Source organism: Bradyrhizobium sp. NBAIM14 (assembly GCF_020193895.1).
Taxonomy (GTDB): Bacteria; Pseudomonadota; Alphaproteobacteria; order Rhizobiales; family Xanthobacteraceae; genus Bradyrhizobium; species Bradyrhizobium yuanmingense.
This window is the reverse complement of the sequence record NZ_JADYVQ010000019.1, coordinates 1-16,154: the sequence shown is the minus strand read 5'-3', so window position 1 is coordinate 16,154 and position 16,154 is coordinate 1. Positions and strand designations below refer to the sequence as shown.

Genomic DNA, 16,154 nt, shown 5'->3' with positions numbered 1-16,154 from the left:
AGAGCCTTGCAGAAAAGGACTTGGATCGGGAGTTCACGACACGTGAAAGTCGTAGCGCGGCGAGATGTGACTGGCGAATTGCGCACCTGCAGCAAACAGGAGGGCCCCGCAGCGGCCGCCAACTATGCCGGACAACTTCAGACGATCGCGCGGCCGGTCGCCGCGATGACCGCAACTTATCCGAACGAGAGCACCAGCACGCGGCACGCGCATCGGCGCGACCAGTTCATCCTGCAGATCACCGGCGTCACGGCGATGATGACCGAGCGCGGTCATTTCGTGGTTCCACCCGGCCATGGTTTATGGATTCCGGCTGGCGTTGTACATCAGTCGCGCGCCTGGGGTGAAGTCGAGGCCCAGACGATCTATGTCACGCCTGATCGCCGACGAGGAACGTCGGAGACGTGCCGCCTGATTCGTGCATCCTCGCTCGTCGAAGCCCTGATGGACGAGGCGGTGCGGATGCCGCAGACCTACGACCAGGACGGACGCGACGGCAAGCTTCTCGAACTCCTGCTCGCCGAGATCTCACTCATGCCGGAGGTGACGCTTCACGTGCAGGTGCCACCGGACCCCCGCCTTGCGGCGATCTGTAAGGCAGTGCTTGGCGACCCCTCCTCGGACCTCACGCTCGACGACTGGGCAGACAAATGCAGCCTCAGCCGGCGAACGCTGACGAGGCTGTTCCGCCGCGAGACCGGTCAGAGCTTTTCAGTGTGGCGACAACGCGTGCGGCTCTTGGAAGCTTTGGCACGCCTGGGCGCAGGCGAACCCGTCACATGCGTAGCGCTGGACGTGGGCTATGACAGCCCGAGCGCATTCGCCGCCATGTTTAAGCGCGAGCTAGGCGCTGCACCGCGGCATTATCTTCGCTGGACAGATCAAGAAGTCGTGCTGCGCTAGTCGCTAGCGACGACGCCGATTCGTCGAGATGAAAGCCGCGCCGAGACAGCCATTTTGTAGTAAAGGTGGTCGCGCCAGCGTGTGCGTTCGCCCGTAGCGGGGACCATCTTGCAGCAGAACCATGATGTGTCATCGCGTGCTGAAGCGTACAGGCGCCGTGATGGATCGCCTGGCGCCTGCCGGAGGTACCGGCGAGGCACGGTGCACCAGCGCGATCACCTCTCGTCGAGTTCAGCCGAGCCTGCCGAACCGGCGAGGCTTGCGGAGAGCACCTTGCCTCGAGGTCGTTCACTCCGTAGACGATGTCGTTTGATTGATCCATAGTATTGCAATCGAACGACTTGTGTTGCGCCTTCGCGTGCTTGCCGGCGCGGCGTCGAACTGCTGAAACAGCGTCCGGTGGTTCGGCGACATCGGGGGTAGAATGAATAGACTTTTCCGGCGAATGCGATGGTGTCGGAGCGGAAGTCGGTCGAGGAGGCTACGATGTTCGTCGGATTTGAGAAATAGCGGCGCGCGGCGGGCCGGAGGTACAGCAGTGATACGCGCCATGGTCCGACACGCAATTGTGCTGGCGGCGGCTTTTGCCGCTGCCTTAGCACCTGCCACATGCTTTGGCGAAAGCAGCAAGCCGTTGCCCGCCAAGGCGACGCAGGAATTGCCGGCCGAGCTGCTCGCGCTGCTCGAACAGAAGAAGATGCCGAAATACTCCCCTATCCTTGTGCGTCTTTTCAAGGACGAGGCAGAGCTCGAAGTCTGGAAGCAGGACACGGCCGGCCGTTTCCAATTGCTGAAGACCTATCCGATCTGCCGGTGGTCGGGCGATCTCGGGCCGAAATTGTACGAGGGCGACCGACAGGCTCCGGAAGGGTTTTATACAGTTACGCCTGAGTTGATGAACCCCAACTCCAATTTCTATCTCTCGATCAACCTCGGCTATCCGAACAGCTTCGACAGGGCAAACAAGCGAAACGGCAGCTTCCTCATGATCCACGGCGACTGCTGGTCGAGCGGTTGCTATGCCATGACGGACGAGCAGATCAGCGAGATTTATTCGCTGGCGCGTGACTCATTCCGCGGCGGCCGAACATCGTTCCAGGTCCAGGCCTATCCGTTCCGCCTGACACCGGTGAATCTGGCGCGCCATCGAAACAATCCCAACCTGCCCTTCTGGGAAATGCTCAAGGTCGGCAACGATCATTTCGAGACGACACAACTCGAACCCAAAGTGGATGTGTGTAACCGCCGCTATGTGTTCGATGCGCAACCTTCCCCGAGTTCGCCGCACCCTCTCGTGTTCAATCCGATCGAGAAATGCCCTCCCTTTGTCGTCAATCCGGAAATCGCGCGAAGGGCGCTGGAAAAACGGCGCGCCGACGAGCGCGCGTACGCGCAATTGCTTGAAGACAACGTGCCAGTTGCCCCGATCTACAGCGGATTCGACGGCGGAATGAACAAGGCTTTTCTCGCACGGTACCCGGGCAGGGTGACGCTTGCGAAAGTGATGCCATATGCATCCTACCTGCCGCAATTGCCACCGATCCCCTGGACCGACAATGATGGTTCGTTGACGAGCAAATGGTTTGGTACCTGGTCCTCCGGATCGTCTATGTGTGATACGGCGCGTGCCGGCTTCCCATCGCGCCAGTGCTGAACACCTGTTGCGACTCAACAGTCCAGAGTGTTGTCTCGCTCCCATTGGGTCAGATGGCGTGCGTCATCGTTCCACTCCTCATGCTTCAGCTTGAGATAGGCGGGTACGAACTCCCCGAGATGATCCCGCAGCACGCTTGAAATGTTCGAGCGCTCGCAAGGCATCGAGCAGATTCATCGGGAGCCGCTTGGCCGAGGTCACGGTGTGCCTGAAGGTCTCGCGGAACCTGCGGAGGCCCGACCGATTGGCCGGGCGCATGCATTAGCAGCAATCGCTCTGTAGGTACGGCAATCGCTCTGGCGCAGCAGCAGACCCGATCCGCTAAATCATCGGCCGACATCCAAGCGGACGGAGAAGAACGATGATCTGGAAAAACATTGTCAGTCCTCGTGTGATCGCACCGGCTTCTGCGCGCTGGTCCGCAAAGTCTGTTTTTTGTTCGAAGACGGCTGTGACCGTGTCCGACATCGCCAGCATTCTTCAGAACCTGTTTTTGGACCTACGCGATAGCTACCGGCCCGAGCTGCACTACATGCGTGGTCCTGGCCCGAAATGGCGGGCCAAGCATCAGCCTTGGCCAAAGTTCGCCGGACCAGAAGCGAACTGAGGGCCTGCGAACGGTACGCATCGGGGATGCTGCCGTCGGCAAGCTTTGTCGCAGAAACGGACAAGGCGGGAAGGATTCGGGAAAGACGCCCAAGTTGTCCTGCCCAAGAACTTTACCAACTCTAGATCACGAGGTCCCGTCCTGCCCAAGTTCCCCCGCGGCCTTGCCGGCTCCGCATCCATAGTCGCCGCCATGAAGACGGTTGCCGGCCTTCCGCCAAAGTCACGTGCGAGCTTTGCCAATGGCCGCTGCGTTCGCGGCACCTATACCCCATCGGACCAGGCCAAGGAGATCACGAAATCCTGTAGCTTCACCAAGCCTTCGCGCCTCCTGGCGCGCTTCTCGGTGGCGGAAGGCCCAGACACCAACTACCTGTTATTGCGCGGATTCAGCTTCCGGCTTGGCAGCGATGGCGAGCGCTCGGATATTTTAACCCAGAGTGCCCCGGTTCATTTCGCGAGGACCCCCGACCAGATGCTGGCTTTCCTTCGAGCACGTACTCCAGGACCCGACGGCGAGCCGGATCTGGGAATGGTCGAGACATTTTCAGTTGCCAATCCCGAGACGCTGCATCAGGCGAGCTACATCGTCGCGCATCCGCCTGCCGCAAGCTTTGCCTCAACAACCTATTGGGGCGTGCACGCGTTTCCCGCGACCAATTCAAGAGGCGAGACAAGGTTCATCAAGTTCAAGGTCACGCCAGTCGGCGAACAGGCGGCGAGGCGCAGGGCCGCAGCCAATGCAAAACCCACCGAGCTGCTGCACGACCTCGAATCCCGGATCGCGGCTCGCGATATGAGGTTCAGTGTGATGGCGCTGCTGGACCGTCCGGGCGACCCGGTCATGGACGTGACCGTCCGATGGCCCGATGAGGACGGACGCGAAGCGGTACGGCTGGGAACGATCGTGATCACTGGTGTCGAAGAAAATGATGCCTGCGACGAACCCATGTTCAATCCGGCAACTCTGGCCGATGGAATCGGTCATCCGTTGGACGAGATGTTTGCGGTGCGTCGCGCCGCTTACGCAATCTCGCAGGCAACGCGTCGCTGAGCGAAAAGGCTTCTGCCGGGGCTCCGATCACTTCTTGCTTTCCGGTGCACCCTGCGCCTCGCGGCGCCACGTTCCCGGGCTGACGCCGACCACAGACGAAAACACCCTCGTGAAGTGGCTTTGATTGGCGAACCCGGCCGATATTGCAATTTCCGACAGCGACAGGTCGCGAACCGTCATCAGTTGCTTGGCCGCCTTCACACGCTGGCGCAGCAGCCACTGGTGCGGCGGCAGGCCGGTGGAGATGCGAAACGCGCGCGAAAAGTGGCTGATCGAAAGATCGAACTCGGCCGCGATTTCCTGCAACGAAAGCTTTCCGCCGAGATCGGACTCCAGCCTTTCGCAGACGCGCTTGACCTGCCACGGCGCAAGGCCGCCGCGATTCGGTTCAGAAGGACGTAGCCCGCCGTAGGCCTGGGCGACGTGTGCGGTGAGCGCGAGCATCATGTGATCGATGAAAAGCTGGTTCGTCTCGTCTGGTCGACGCAGCGCTTGTTGCAATGACGCGCCGATATGACGGACGACCGTGTCGTCATGGCCTACGCCGAGTTCACAGGCAAGCTGACCGACGCGCGGCATGCGGGGCTGCTCAGTGAGAGCGTCGAGCGCCGAGCGCGGCAAATAGAAAAACAGGGAGTGGAACGGCTTGTCGATCACGTAGCGCGGATCGCGCTTGAGGTCGTACAGATAGGTCGCTCCCGCGGGAACATCCGCTTTCATCACGCACTTGCCATTTTCCCAGAGTTCGCAGTCGGGATAATCGTGAAGTTTGAGGCTGACGACGAAAGCATCCTCCGCGGTAAAGGAACCGGAAAGACCCGGCACTGGATTGTCATCCCGGGTTTCGGTGACCGCGAGCTCCACCCCGCGCAGCGAACTCGTTATCAGCGAGGGCGGCGCATCCTTCAGGTGCAAAAACCGCCCGAGCTTCCGGCCGAAGGCGCTCGCCTGGGTCATAGGATAACTCTCTCAGCGAAGTTGGACTGACAAGCGCCCGCACGTGATTTCGTGAACCATTATCTGACGCTAGCGCACGGTCGTCCAGTTTCGTCGTGGCAGTTTCGTGACACAAAGCTCGATGTCTGCTCGAGAACGTCAGCGATTTTGTCCATTCGCTGCCGCTTACGACGGCTCCCGGCGTCGATTGCCTATTTCGACAGCAGTTAACCGCCACCGTCCGCCGCGCTGATTGCGACTCTAATCGCGGCGCGGGCGCCTAGCATCAGCTTACAGCAGGATCAGGCAAAGCACGGGAGTTTTGAGAAAGACGCTGGGCCTGTACCCGCTTAGAACGCGCGCCGAACGCTCAACGATGCTCCTCGAAGCTAGGACAGGTTCATGAGCCAGCCAATCTTGCGCGATCATTCGCACCAACAAAACCAGTCAGACGCTTCCGGCGCGCAGCAGCGTTATTTGCAGGTTGCCGACCGCCGTCCTGCCGATGTTGAGATGGCACGCGTGCTTCACACCAAACCACTCAGCATGGCTTTGGACCCCTCTGGGAGCGCGATCGCTCACTGGAAACATGAGCCATTGCACGACGTCGTCGAGCCTATGAGCCATCACGTCATCATGGCTTACAACGGCTCGATGCAGCGCATGGAGCGTCGGACAGGCAGATCGGTTGCGATCGGAACGTTTCGGCCTGGTGTATTGATAATCATACCGGAAGGATCAAGCTCACGATGGGATATTCCGAAACCTGTTGATGTCGTCCAGCTCTATCTTCCTCACGCAGTGCTCAAGCGCGTCGCTGACGAAGCCAACACCGCCACACCGATCGACCTCGTGGAGCGAACGGCGCATCACGACCCCATTACGTCCCGATTGATCTTGAGCGCGACGGATGTCCTGGAGAGCAATGAGGCGCTGGATACGCTGTTCAGGCACCAATTAATAGACCTCCTGGCCACGCGTCTTCTGGCTGCGCACACCGGCTCGCCAACGACGATCCAGCCAACAATGGGCGGGCTTTCGCCGAAGGTCCTGCTCCGTGCCACCGACCGCTTGCGCTCGGACAGCGATTCGGACGTCTCGCTCGCGGCGCTGGCTTCGGATGCCGGTCTATCGCGCTTTCATTTCTGCCGTGCCTTCAAGGAAAGCACCGGGCTTTCGCCTCATGCCTGGCTGCGCCAGTACCGGCTCGAGCAGGCCATGAGCATGCTGCGCGATAGCGATGAATCCGTCGTTTCGATCGCGGCGGCCCTCGGCTACTCCTCCCAGACCGCCTTCGCCGCGGCATTCAAGAAACTGACCGGCGAAACGCCAAGCGACTGGAGACGTCACAAGCGTTGACGGCATTCGTTCTACCGTAACAAGCTTTTCCCCACAGCGGGAAATGTCCACGACGCAGTCGCACTTATGGCCGACCACGTCCATGGCTCTCCCCCACGGCATCACTGCGGTTCTAGCGGTGAGTGGGATATCGGCGGTGTTTGGAGCGGCGCGTTCTCGCACGATGACACTCATCGACCGGGCTCAACCTCGCGATGGGTATTCCCGGGTTCTTGAAACATGATGCTGTAATCCGCAGACAACAGTCGAGCGCGTTGTCCGGCACGGCATCATCCCCTGCGATCTCTTGGACCGCGATCCAGCCGGTCATTGACGCGTTGTCGCCGATGGCAATGCCGCCGCACCGGCGAACACTTGCGCGGACATCGATACCGATGTCTCACTCGCGAGGCGGGCCTGTCGAGCTTCCACTTCTGCCGAGCCTTCAAGGAAAGCACCGGGATCTCGCCGTCCGTTCGGCTGCGCCACAGTACCGCTCGATCACCATGAACATGCTGCAAGTCGCCGACGCATGGTTTTTTGTCGCTGGCGGCGGAGCTCGGCTACGCGGTCCTCGTACGCCCCGCCGTGGCGTTCAGCGATTGGCTGGGCGAAAGCCCTAGCGCAACGCCGCGTGCGTTAGCAGCAATCGCTCTGCAGGTACAGCAATCGCTCTGGCGCAGTCGCATCTTCGGTCCGCTAGATCATGAGGGTGCCCCACGCCCCAGCAGACGGAGACAACATGCTCAGGAAGAACTTGGTCGACCGGCTTGCAATCACTTCACGCCGAAAAGGCTTCGTGACCGCACTCGTGTACGGACTTTCATTGGGAGTTCGCTTCACTTCAGCAGCGGGGGAGGAGGTGGAAATTCCAGCGCAGGCCGTGCAACGGACCAGTCCCGTGATTTCCATCATGTCCAAAGTAGGCGCCCAGCTCCCCTACCAGAACTGGGGCCCGAGCCCAGCTTTGCCCGTGACCCTTAACCGTGGCTGGGCATCCCCTTTCGGAGGCTGCCGCGCGGCTTGTGAAAATCCCACGCCGATGTCTTCGGCACCGAACTGCCTACCATAGGGCCCGCCGGTCTTCGGTCCGCCTGTTCGCGTCGACGTCGATCGGAGGATGCTTGCCGCCAAAGAGAAGCGGCGGGCACTACCGAGAAAATCAAACCAAGGAGTAGATCACATGCGACTTGTTATCATAGGAGCCGGCTTCGCTGGCATGTACGCCGCACTTTCCGCAGCCCGCCTTCGCGATATCCAGGGCGTTTCGCCCGAGGAGCTCGAGATCGCGCTGGTCGCGCCAGAGCCAACGCTGGTGGTCCGGCCGCGGCTGTACGAACCGAAGCCCGAGACCCTGACGGCGCCGCTGCTGGATGTGCTCAAGGCCGTCGATGTTACTTACGTGCAAGGCAGCGCCGAAACCATCGACGCCAAATCCCGCACGGTGGGCATCGTCGCCACCAAGGGTGCGAAGAAGACCCTTTCCTACGACCGGCTGGTGGTGGCGACCGGCAGCCGGCTATTCCGTCCGAACATTCCGGGCCTCAGCGAGCACGGATTTAGCGTCGACTCGCTCGATGATGCAGTCGCCCTCGACAAGCATTTGCACGGCCTGGCGAAACGGCCGGCGGCGAACGGGCGTGACACGGTTGTCGTTGCCGGCGGCGGTTTCACCGGCATCGAGGCGGCCACCGAGATGCCCTCGCGACTGCGCGGAATCCTCGGCAAGGACGCCAAGACGCGCGTCATCATCGTCGACCGCAACAAGGCGATCGCGCCTGATATGGGCGAAGGCCCCCGTCCTGTCATCGAAGAGGCCCTGCGCAAGCTCGGCGTGGAGACCCGGCTTGGCGCCGGCATTACATCGCTGGACGAATCCGGCGTCACGCTTTCCGACGGCGAACACATCGAGGCCGCGACCGTGATCTGGGCGGCAGGTATTCGCGCGGCACCGTTGACCCAGCAGATCCCGGCCGAGCGCGACAATTTCGGCCGCCTACTGGTCGACCGGGATTTGCGCGTGCCATCAGTGCCAGGTGTCTTCGCTACCGGTGATGCCGCCAGGGCCGCAAGCGACGATATCGGCAATTACGCGCTGATGTCGTGTCAGCACGCCACGCGAATGGGCGCTTTTGCCGGCAACAACGCCGCCGCCGAACTGCTGGGCGTTCCGACCAAGCCCTATCACCAGAAGGGCTATGTCACCTGCCTCGACCTCGGCGAAGCCGGTGCCCTGTTCACCGTTGGCTGGGAACGCAAAGTGGCGATGGTCGGCGAGGTCGCCAAGAAGACCAAGCAGGAGATCAACACCGTCTGGATCTATCCGCCACAGCCCGAGCGTGCCGCCGCGCTGGCCTCTGCCGATCCGGAGCGTGTGACTGACGTGAGTGGCTTCTTCTAGGCTTCACGCGAAATGGGCCGCGCCTCTCGCTGGCTGCGCGGCCAACTCAACCGAGATCAGCCAGTACCTTGAACATGAAACAGGAGATCGAGCATGGACGTCGACACGAGCTTAGCCAACACCTCACACTCCGGCGGACCGGGGCCCAACGAACTGGTTCCGTCGCGCTACGCGGTTCAGGTCGGCGACATTGACGTGCTGGTGGTCAGCGACGGCGTGCTACCGCTCCCAACCGCGATGCTGGCACACAACATCGACCCGGCCGTCCGGGCGACCTGGCTGAAAGACATGTTCCTGCCGCCCGACGCTTACGATTGGGCGCTGAATGTGGTCGTGGTGCGCAGCGGCGACCGGACCATACTCGTCGATGCTGGGCTTGGGCTCGACCCGGACTTGCACTTGCCGCGCGCCGGGCAATTGATCAAGCGACTGGAGGCCGCCGGCATCGATCTTGCGTCCGTGACCGACGTGGTGCTGACCCACATGCACATGGACCACATCGGTGGGCTGCTCGTCGAAGGGGTCAAGGAACGGCTACGTCCGGACCTGCGGATCCACGTGGCGGCCGCCGAGATCAAGTTCTGGGAGGCGCCCGATTTCTCCCACGTCGCCATGCCGCCGGGTTTCCCGGACGCGCTTCGATCGACCGCCAAGCGCTTCGTGAAAGAGTACCGCAGCCAGCTACGGCCGTTCGAGGAGGAGTACGAGGTGGCACCGGGAGTGATCGTCACTCGCACCGGCGGCCACACCCCCGGGCACAGCGTGGTCCGCGTGGCGTCCGGCGGCGACCGGCTGACGTTCGCCGGCGACCTCGTGTTCGCGGTCGGGTTCGAGCACCCCGACTGGTACAACGGCTTCGAACACGATCCCGAGGAGTCGGCCCGCGTTCGTATCAATCTGTTGCGGGAACTGGCTGAGACCGGTGGACTGCTGGTGGCCACTCACCTGCCGTTCCCGTCCGTCGGACATGTGGCAGTCGACGGCGACGCCTTTCGCTGGGTGCCGGTCTTCTGGGACTACTGATCGTACAGTTCGATCGAGAGACGCCTCGTAAGCGCTTCATTCGATACGGGCCGCGCTACCAGCGCCGGAGCGCGGCCCGCTCACCCAAAATCCTTTTGGAGCTCTACCTCGATGAAACACGAGACCGTGCGCGCCTCGCAGGTCAACGGCTGCGCCTTCTGCGTGCACATGCATATCAAGGAAGCCACCCGCCACGGTGAGTGCCCGCTCCCGTTGATGACCCCGGCGCAACCTGAGTGTCCGCGCAAAGATGCTGCTGGCTTCACGGACCCTCCGCACGGCGATCGCGCCTCGAAGCCGCGCGATGGGAGAGTGTGATGAACGTCGTTGTCTTTGGCTCAACGGGGTCGACAGGACGGCTCGTCGTTGAGTCCGCCTTGTCCGCGGGTCACGTCGTCACTGCCTTTGTCCGTGACCCAAAGCGCATGCCCTTGACGCATCCGAATCTCAGGATCGTCAGGGGCGATGCAATGGATGCAGCCTCGGTGGCCTCTGCGGTCCAAGGTGCGGATGCGGTGATCTGCACGTTGGGGATGGTACCTCAGGCGAAGGAGGATCTGGGTCGACGCCAGCCCGGTGTCCCGGTTTGCTCGGTGGGAACCAAGAACATTCTGGCCGCCATGCCTCCAGGCCAGAGTCGACTCATCGTTGAGAGCTCGGTGAGTGTCGGTGAGAGCTACCACACCGGGAGTTTTGGCGCAGGCTTCATGGTCAAGCTCGCACTCAAGGAGGTGATGGCAGACAAGGAGGCGCAGGAGGCAGCTGTCCGGGAGAGTGACTGCGATTGGACGATCGTTCGACCGGCGACGCTGACATTCAAGCGTGCTCGCGGAAACCTGAAAGCCGGGACCGATCTGCGCTGGAATATCACCTCAACAGCCACCCGCGCGGACGTGGCCGAGTATTTGGTCAAGATCCTCGATGACCCCGCGACATACAAGAAGGCCATAACGGTGCGCAACTAGGTTTGGCGACGAATTGCGGTGAAACCGCGATCTCCGCCGATGGCGGCCGGAACGCGAGTGAATGGGCAGAGCTGTCAGCGACAACAACCGTTGCAGGAGGGTATTGTGGTGCATGCTAACAAGAAGGCGGTCGGCTTGGTGCTGTGCCTCGGCGCTGTCGTGCTTGTGGCTGGTGGCTGGGCGTATGCCCATTCGAACGAGACATTCACCGATAACGCCTATATTCGCGGCGAAATGACCTCGCTCGCGCCGAAGGCTGCAGGCTACGTCACGGCCGTGGAGGTTCAGGATAACCAGACCGTTCGTGCAGGCGACGTCCTGTTCCGGATCGACGATCGCGACTACCGCGCACGCCTGGCGCAAGCCGAGGCCAATGTCGAAGCCGCCCAAGCCCGCCTCACCAATGTCGATGCGGAGATCCAACTCCAGCATGCCCTGATACGGCAGGCCGAAGCTCAAAGACTTGCGAGCGTGGCCGAGATGAATCTGGCGCGGAAGTCCTCCGATCGCCGCCGCGAACTGATCCGCACCAACGCGGTCAGCCAGGCGCAGGTCGATGAAAGCGATGCGGCGTTATCGAGAACCGAGGCGGGCGTATCGGCGGCGGCGGCAACGGTGGAGGCCCAGCGGGCACGCATCGCCGTCCTTGCCAGCCAGCGCGAAGCTGCACTTGCTGCAGTGGCGCAAGCGCACGCCGCACGCGACCTCGCCCAGATCGATCTGGACCACACCGTGGTGCATGCGCCGGTCGACGGCGTCGTCGGCAACCGCCAGGTTCGCGTCGGCCGGCTTGTCGCGCCGGGCACCTCCTTGCTCGACATCGTTCCGGTCAAGGACGTGTGGGTGGTGGCGAACTTCAAGGAAAGCCAGATCGAACATATCCGGCCCGGTCAGCGCGCCCGCATCAAGGTGGACGGCTATCCGAACCAGACGATTGAAGGTGTGGTGGACAGCTTTGCGCCCGGCAGCGGTTCTGCGTTCACCCTGCTCCCCACTGACAATGCGACGGGGAACTTCATTCGTGTCGTTCAACGCGTGCCTGTGAAAATCCGCTTCGACAGAAATCCATTGCCCGGCCGCGTCGTGCCTGGCCTGTCGGCGCGTGTCGAAATAGATCGAGGAAGCGGCACATGACCGCGATCGCCGACGCCACGCCAGGCTACGACAGGCGCGCGGCGGGAAGCATTCTTGTCGCGGGCATCGTGCTCGCCACTCTGACGGAGGCAATCGCAAGCACCGTCCTGTCGCTCGGGCGCAACGACATCATTGGCGACACCCATGCGACTCCCGACGAGTTCGCCTGGCTGGACATCGGATACACCGCAACGAAGCTAGTCGGGTTCATGGCCGCCTCCTGGCTCATGACACGCACCACTCCGCGCCGCCTGATCATCGGTTCGACGCTGGTCATGGGCACTACCTGCGGCATCGCCGCCATCACGTATCGGTTAGATCTGCTGGTCGCACTCCGCATCATACAGGGCTTCTCCGGCGGCACCTTGCTTGTCGCGGGACAGTCGATCATTTTTCTCGCCTATCCGCGATCCTGCCAGCCGATCCTTCAGGCTCTGTTTGCGATGGGGTCCGTGGTCGCTCCTGCGACCATCGCTCCGGCGCTCCAGGGATGGTTGATCGAGAGCCAGTCGTGGGCATGGATCTTCTTCGGCGTTGTTCCGGTAGCCCTCGCCGCTATCGGACTTCTGCTGATCGCAGACGGCCCCAGGCCCGTTGCGGCTGCGCGCCTTCCGTTCGACTGGGTCGGCTTCTTGCTGATCTCAGTCACATTCTTCTGCTTCACCTATGTTCTCAACCAAGGCAGCCGATGGCGCTGGTTCGAGGAGCCTCGCATCGCGTGGCTGACCGTGATCGGCGCAGCCGCCTTGCTGGCGTTTCTCGGCCAACAGGCGATCGCCAAAAGCCAAGGCCTGTTCGATTTCACCCTGTTCCGGTCGAGCGATTTTTCCTTCGCCTTCATCGTCAGTTTCGTCGCCGGTGCCGCCTTGTTCGGCAGCGCGTTCCTGATCCCGTCGTTTGCCGTGTCCGTACTCGCGTTCACGCCAAGTGAGGCCGGCCAGCTCCTATTGCCGAGCGGCGCGCTTTTCGTCGGCGCGCTCCTCATTGCTGCCTTTCTCATGCAGGTCAGGGGCGCTCCCCCTATCGCCACGGTGCCGTTCGGAATCCTGATGATCATGGCCGCGATGTGGATGCTGTCCGGCTCGACCAGCGAAAGTGGCGCCGACGACATGATGGCCGCCATCCTGCTTCGCGGCTTTGGACTTGGCTTCCTTTTCCTGTCGATCACCCTTATCGCTTTCAGCGACCTCAACAACCACAATCGAGCGTCCGGCATCGGTCTTTTCAACGCCGGGCGCCAGCTCGGTGGCCTCATGGGGGTAGCCGGGCTCCAGACCATGATCGACCACAATGTCACCACCAATGCCACGGTGCTTGGCGCGAGTGTCACCGCAGGCCTTCCCGCGGTCAGCGAGCGGCTGGGAACGACGAGTGCCATGCTCGCAGCACGAGGAATGGACAGCGTGGCCGCCGGCCGGACTGCGATGGGTCTGTTGGGTCGAGCCCTCACCGGTCAATCCACGGTGATCGCTTTCGACACCGCGTTCGCTGCCATCGCTCTTCTTTTCGTCATCGCTGCGCCGGTTCTGGTCACCATCAAGATCGCGTTTGCCCTGCACGCGAAGAAGCGCGCGGCGCAGTTAGCCCGAACCGAGGAGCCGTACATGACATACCCCGCGTCGAAACCCTCCCGCCAAGCCAATGCCGTGTCGAGGCCAGACCCTCGCGCCGAGATCGTGCTGGCGGTCAGCGAGGCTCTCGCCAATCCGAGCGGCGCGCCCGCTGACCTCGACAATATCTTGGATCGAAGCGGATACTCCACGGAAGACATTCTATCGGCATTCGAGAGCGTCGACGATCTCATTGTCGCGATCGCCGAACACAAAGCCTTCCTCATATCGCAGCCATTGGTGAGGAGAGCGCGCCCCGGCACCGTAGATGATGCACGCGAAACACTCATCGCGTTCGGACGCGTCGCCTGGAAGGAATACTCGACCACCCTGGTCGGCTTCGTTCGGATGATGATGACCGAGGGTGCACGCAATCCTGCGCTGAAGAAGCGGGTGCACGAGGCGGGACAAGCGATTGTCACACTCAAGCTACGGGAGTTTCTGTCCGCAGCAGATGAGCGGGGGATCCTGTCGATATCGGACGCTCAGCTATACGCCGAGCAACTGCTGGGACTATTGAGAGAACCGCTCTACCAGGCGCTGATGCTGACTCCGGCAATGAGCCTGGAAGCCCCAGCCGCCGACCGCGTCAGAGCCAGTATCGAAAGCTTCATTCATGGATGCGGGAGCACGCGGAGTATGAAGCGATGAGCGCAGCCAATGATATTGGCCGGTCAAGATGGTCTGGCCCGAGCGAGAGCCCTTCAAGACTGAAGGTTGTCGGCGACGTCCCGGCGGACCTGGCGAACAGCATCGACGATAATGGGTCCCTGGTGACAGTCGACCCCGCCGACTGGATCGTCTGTTTCGTGCCCGGCCTTCGACGGCAATGGTGGCATCGCTTCGTCCATCACAGGCATAAGCATGTCTTTGCCATGCGGCCCACGAGCACGGGGAGTTGGCTGCTCGTTGAGCCGTGGTGGACGCGCATGATGGTGACGATCCTGCCACCGGCCGATGCCGTCAGATTTCTTCGGTGGGGTGCGACGGGCGATATCCTGCGGGTCCGCGAAGCGGTCCCGGGCAAGGCGAGCCAGCTTCGCGGTTGGTCGAACTGCGCGGTTCTCTCGGCGTTCTTGCTCGGCCGACCGAGCTGGACATGGACACCGCACGGTCTCTACCGGCAGCTACTGCGCGAAAGGTCAACGCGGCGCGAGAACGTGCAGCAACTTCTCGTCGACCAGTTCACCAAAGTCGTCAGCCATTACTCGTCCAACGCGCTGAGCGTCAGTGCCGACCAGCTTTCCTTGCCACTCAGGGAACTACTCATCATCATTGGGCGCAATCTCCTCGAAACGATGATGACGCCGTCGTTGCTGGAGGTCTGTTATACAGCCATACTTGAAGCGGACCGCTACCCCGATGCGACACGGGCCTACGCGCAACACGGACCTACGCCGGCCATCGCGGTCCTTACGAAAATTCTGGCAAAAGCGAAGCAGGCCGGAGAAATCGATCTAGCACATTGCGAAGCCGGCGCCCGTCAGTTTCTTGGGATGCTCCATGGAAACGTCCATCTGGAGGCCGTGCTTCAGCTCGGCGACCTACCAACGCTTTCCGACATCGATTTGCGCGCTCGCACCGCGGTGAAAGTCTTTCTCGACGGCGCCGAGCCTGACGAGAGGACAGGAATCGTTGCGCGAGCGGCATTGACGGCATGACTGGTGCCACTCGCAGCGACAATCCTACTGTGAGGTGGGGTTGCCATGGCCAGGATGCGCCGGTCTCTCTACATACTCGCAGCGCGGCGCAGCTGCCCCCATGCGTCGCCGACGACAAAGAAACGAAGTGGGAAGATGCCGGCTATGTCGGCCGGCTCTAATCCAGACAGAACGTTGAAAGCGGTTCTGTCGGGCGGCCTTCGAGTCGGCTTCGCCTCCGCCTCGGCGGGTAAAGTAGATCACAATGCCGAGAGTGGCCTCGCCGATTGGTCGCCAAAATCACCGTTTGAAAAACCGTTTCAGTTCGGTCGTCTCAAACGGTTCGCGAGGGCAAGTCCTTGAAGAACTTGGTGGGCGCACCAGGGCTCGAACCTGGGACCCGCTGATTAAGAGTCAGCCTTGGGTTGAGAACGATCAATGACTTGCTGGTCGCACGACCGGGCTAATCCGACTGAAAGTGGGCGTTCGTCGCACGATCAAAGTGCTGCATTTCACCGGCTAACATCCGCGCGGTCGGAGCATCCGCGGGGTAGACCCTGGCATCTGGTTGGCGCCGTGTCTCTTGCAAGCTACCGTTAGAGTGGCTCACGCGCGGATTGGAGCCTTTTCCGTTCCGATTGATCGAATCCTCGGGTACCCTCATTCCGCCGCGTCGGCGGAACTGGCGAAGTTGATAGATAGCTGCATGGAGAGCGGAGATGGGCCGGCTCGATAAGCAGATGGATCCGTTCCACCCTGCCGCGCATCTGACGACGGCGGATCGCGTCCCCGACAATCTTGGGCTTGAGCAAGTCGACACGTCGTCGTCCGTTGAACCGGCCCGAGAGAAAGCCGCCTCGTCACCCGCGCATTTTGGGTCGGGCCGGGCG

Annotated in this window: 12 protein-coding genes and 3 pseudogenes; 13 read left to right on the top strand and 2 right to left on the bottom strand. The window is 61.8% G+C overall.

The window, feature by feature from the left end; translation table 11 throughout:
* The first annotated feature begins 42 nt into the window (after positions 1-42).
* Positions 43-903, top strand: coding sequence for an AraC family transcriptional regulator (locus I6F28_RS30430; RefSeq protein WP_036008091.1), 861 nt, complete (start codon positions 43-45; stop codon positions 901-903).
* 538 nt (positions 904-1,441) lie between these two features.
* Positions 1,442-2,557: a L,D-transpeptidase family protein gene (locus I6F28_RS30425; RefSeq protein WP_346276401.1), complete on the top strand. Its 1,116-nt coding sequence runs from the start codon at positions 1,442-1,444 to the stop codon at positions 2,555-2,557.
* Positions 2,558-2,571: 14 nt separating this feature from the next.
* On the opposite strand, the pseudogene I6F28_RS30420 reads toward I6F28_RS30425, so the two are convergent.
* Positions 2,572-2,764: pseudogene (locus tag I6F28_RS30420) on the bottom strand (type III glutamate--ammonia ligase); the annotation flags it as partial.
* A 154-nt stretch (positions 2,765-2,918) separates the two neighbouring features.
* Here I6F28_RS30420 and I6F28_RS30415 point away from each other — a divergent pair.
* Together I6F28_RS30415 and I6F28_RS30410 are read left to right on the top strand one after the other, a co-directional pair.
* Positions 2,919-3,164, top strand: coding sequence for a hypothetical protein (locus I6F28_RS30415; RefSeq protein WP_157784020.1), 246 nt, complete (start codon positions 2,919-2,921; stop codon positions 3,162-3,164).
* 141 nt (positions 3,165-3,305) lie between these two features.
* Complete coding sequence (locus tag I6F28_RS30410; RefSeq protein ID WP_036008212.1) at positions 3,306-4,217, top strand: catalase; 912 nt, start codon at positions 3,306-3,308, stop codon at positions 4,215-4,217.
* Between the two features lie 27 nt (positions 4,218-4,244).
* On the opposite strand, the gene I6F28_RS30405 is transcribed toward I6F28_RS30410, so the two are convergent.
* Positions 4,245-5,174, bottom strand: coding sequence for a helix-turn-helix domain-containing protein (locus I6F28_RS30405; RefSeq protein WP_225142617.1), 930 nt, complete (start codon positions 5,172-5,174; stop codon positions 4,245-4,247).
* Between the two features lie 381 nt (positions 5,175-5,555).
* Here I6F28_RS30405 and I6F28_RS30400 point away from each other — a divergent pair, with 381 nt between their 5' ends.
* The 9 genes and pseudogenes from I6F28_RS30400 to I6F28_RS30360 all read left to right on the top strand — a co-directional run bounded on the left by I6F28_RS30400 (position 5,556) and on the right by I6F28_RS30360 (position 15,285).
* A complete protein-coding gene (locus tag I6F28_RS30400; protein WP_057026662.1) occupies positions 5,556-6,512 on the top strand; it encodes a helix-turn-helix transcriptional regulator in 957 nt (318 codons plus the stop codon).
* Between the two features lie 1,162 nt (positions 6,513-7,674).
* A complete protein-coding gene (locus tag I6F28_RS30395) occupies positions 7,675-8,892 on the top strand; it encodes an NAD(P)/FAD-dependent oxidoreductase (RefSeq protein ID WP_225127700.1) in 1,218 nt (405 codons plus the stop codon).
* 93 nt (positions 8,893-8,985) lie between these two features.
* On the top strand, positions 8,986-9,915 hold the full coding sequence (locus tag I6F28_RS30390; RefSeq protein ID WP_225142616.1) for an MBL fold metallo-hydrolase: 930 nt from the start codon (positions 8,986-8,988) through the stop codon (positions 9,913-9,915).
* Positions 9,916-10,041: 126 nt separating this feature from the next.
* Positions 10,042-10,131, top strand: a pseudogene (locus I6F28_RS37905) (alkylhydroperoxidase AhpD-related protein); the annotation flags it as partial.
* Between the two features lie 101 nt (positions 10,132-10,232).
* A complete protein-coding gene (locus tag I6F28_RS30380; RefSeq protein WP_225142612.1) occupies positions 10,233-10,880 on the top strand; it encodes an NAD(P)-dependent oxidoreductase in 648 nt (215 codons plus the stop codon).
* Between the two features lie 90 nt (positions 10,881-10,970).
* Positions 10,971-12,014: an HlyD family secretion protein gene (locus I6F28_RS30375; RefSeq protein WP_225142611.1), complete on the top strand. Its 1,044-nt coding sequence runs from the start codon at positions 10,971-10,973 to the stop codon at positions 12,012-12,014.
* Positions 12,011-13,588: pseudogene (locus I6F28_RS30370) on the top strand (DHA2 family efflux MFS transporter permease subunit); the annotation flags it as partial. The gene I6F28_RS30375 and the pseudogene I6F28_RS30370, both read left to right, overlap by 4 nt.
* Positions 13,589-13,618: 30 nt before the next feature.
* Entirely contained in the window at positions 13,619-14,275 is a 657-nt protein-coding gene (locus tag I6F28_RS37550) for a TetR/AcrR family transcriptional regulator C-terminal domain-containing protein (RefSeq protein WP_225142707.1), read from the top strand.
* Positions 14,272-15,285, top strand: coding sequence for a TetR/AcrR family transcriptional regulator C-terminal domain-containing protein (locus tag I6F28_RS30360; RefSeq protein ID WP_225142607.1), 1,014 nt, complete (start codon positions 14,272-14,274; stop codon positions 15,283-15,285). Before I6F28_RS37550 ends, I6F28_RS30360 begins: the two co-directional genes overlap by 4 nt.
* Positions 15,286-16,154 lie beyond the last annotated feature (869 nt).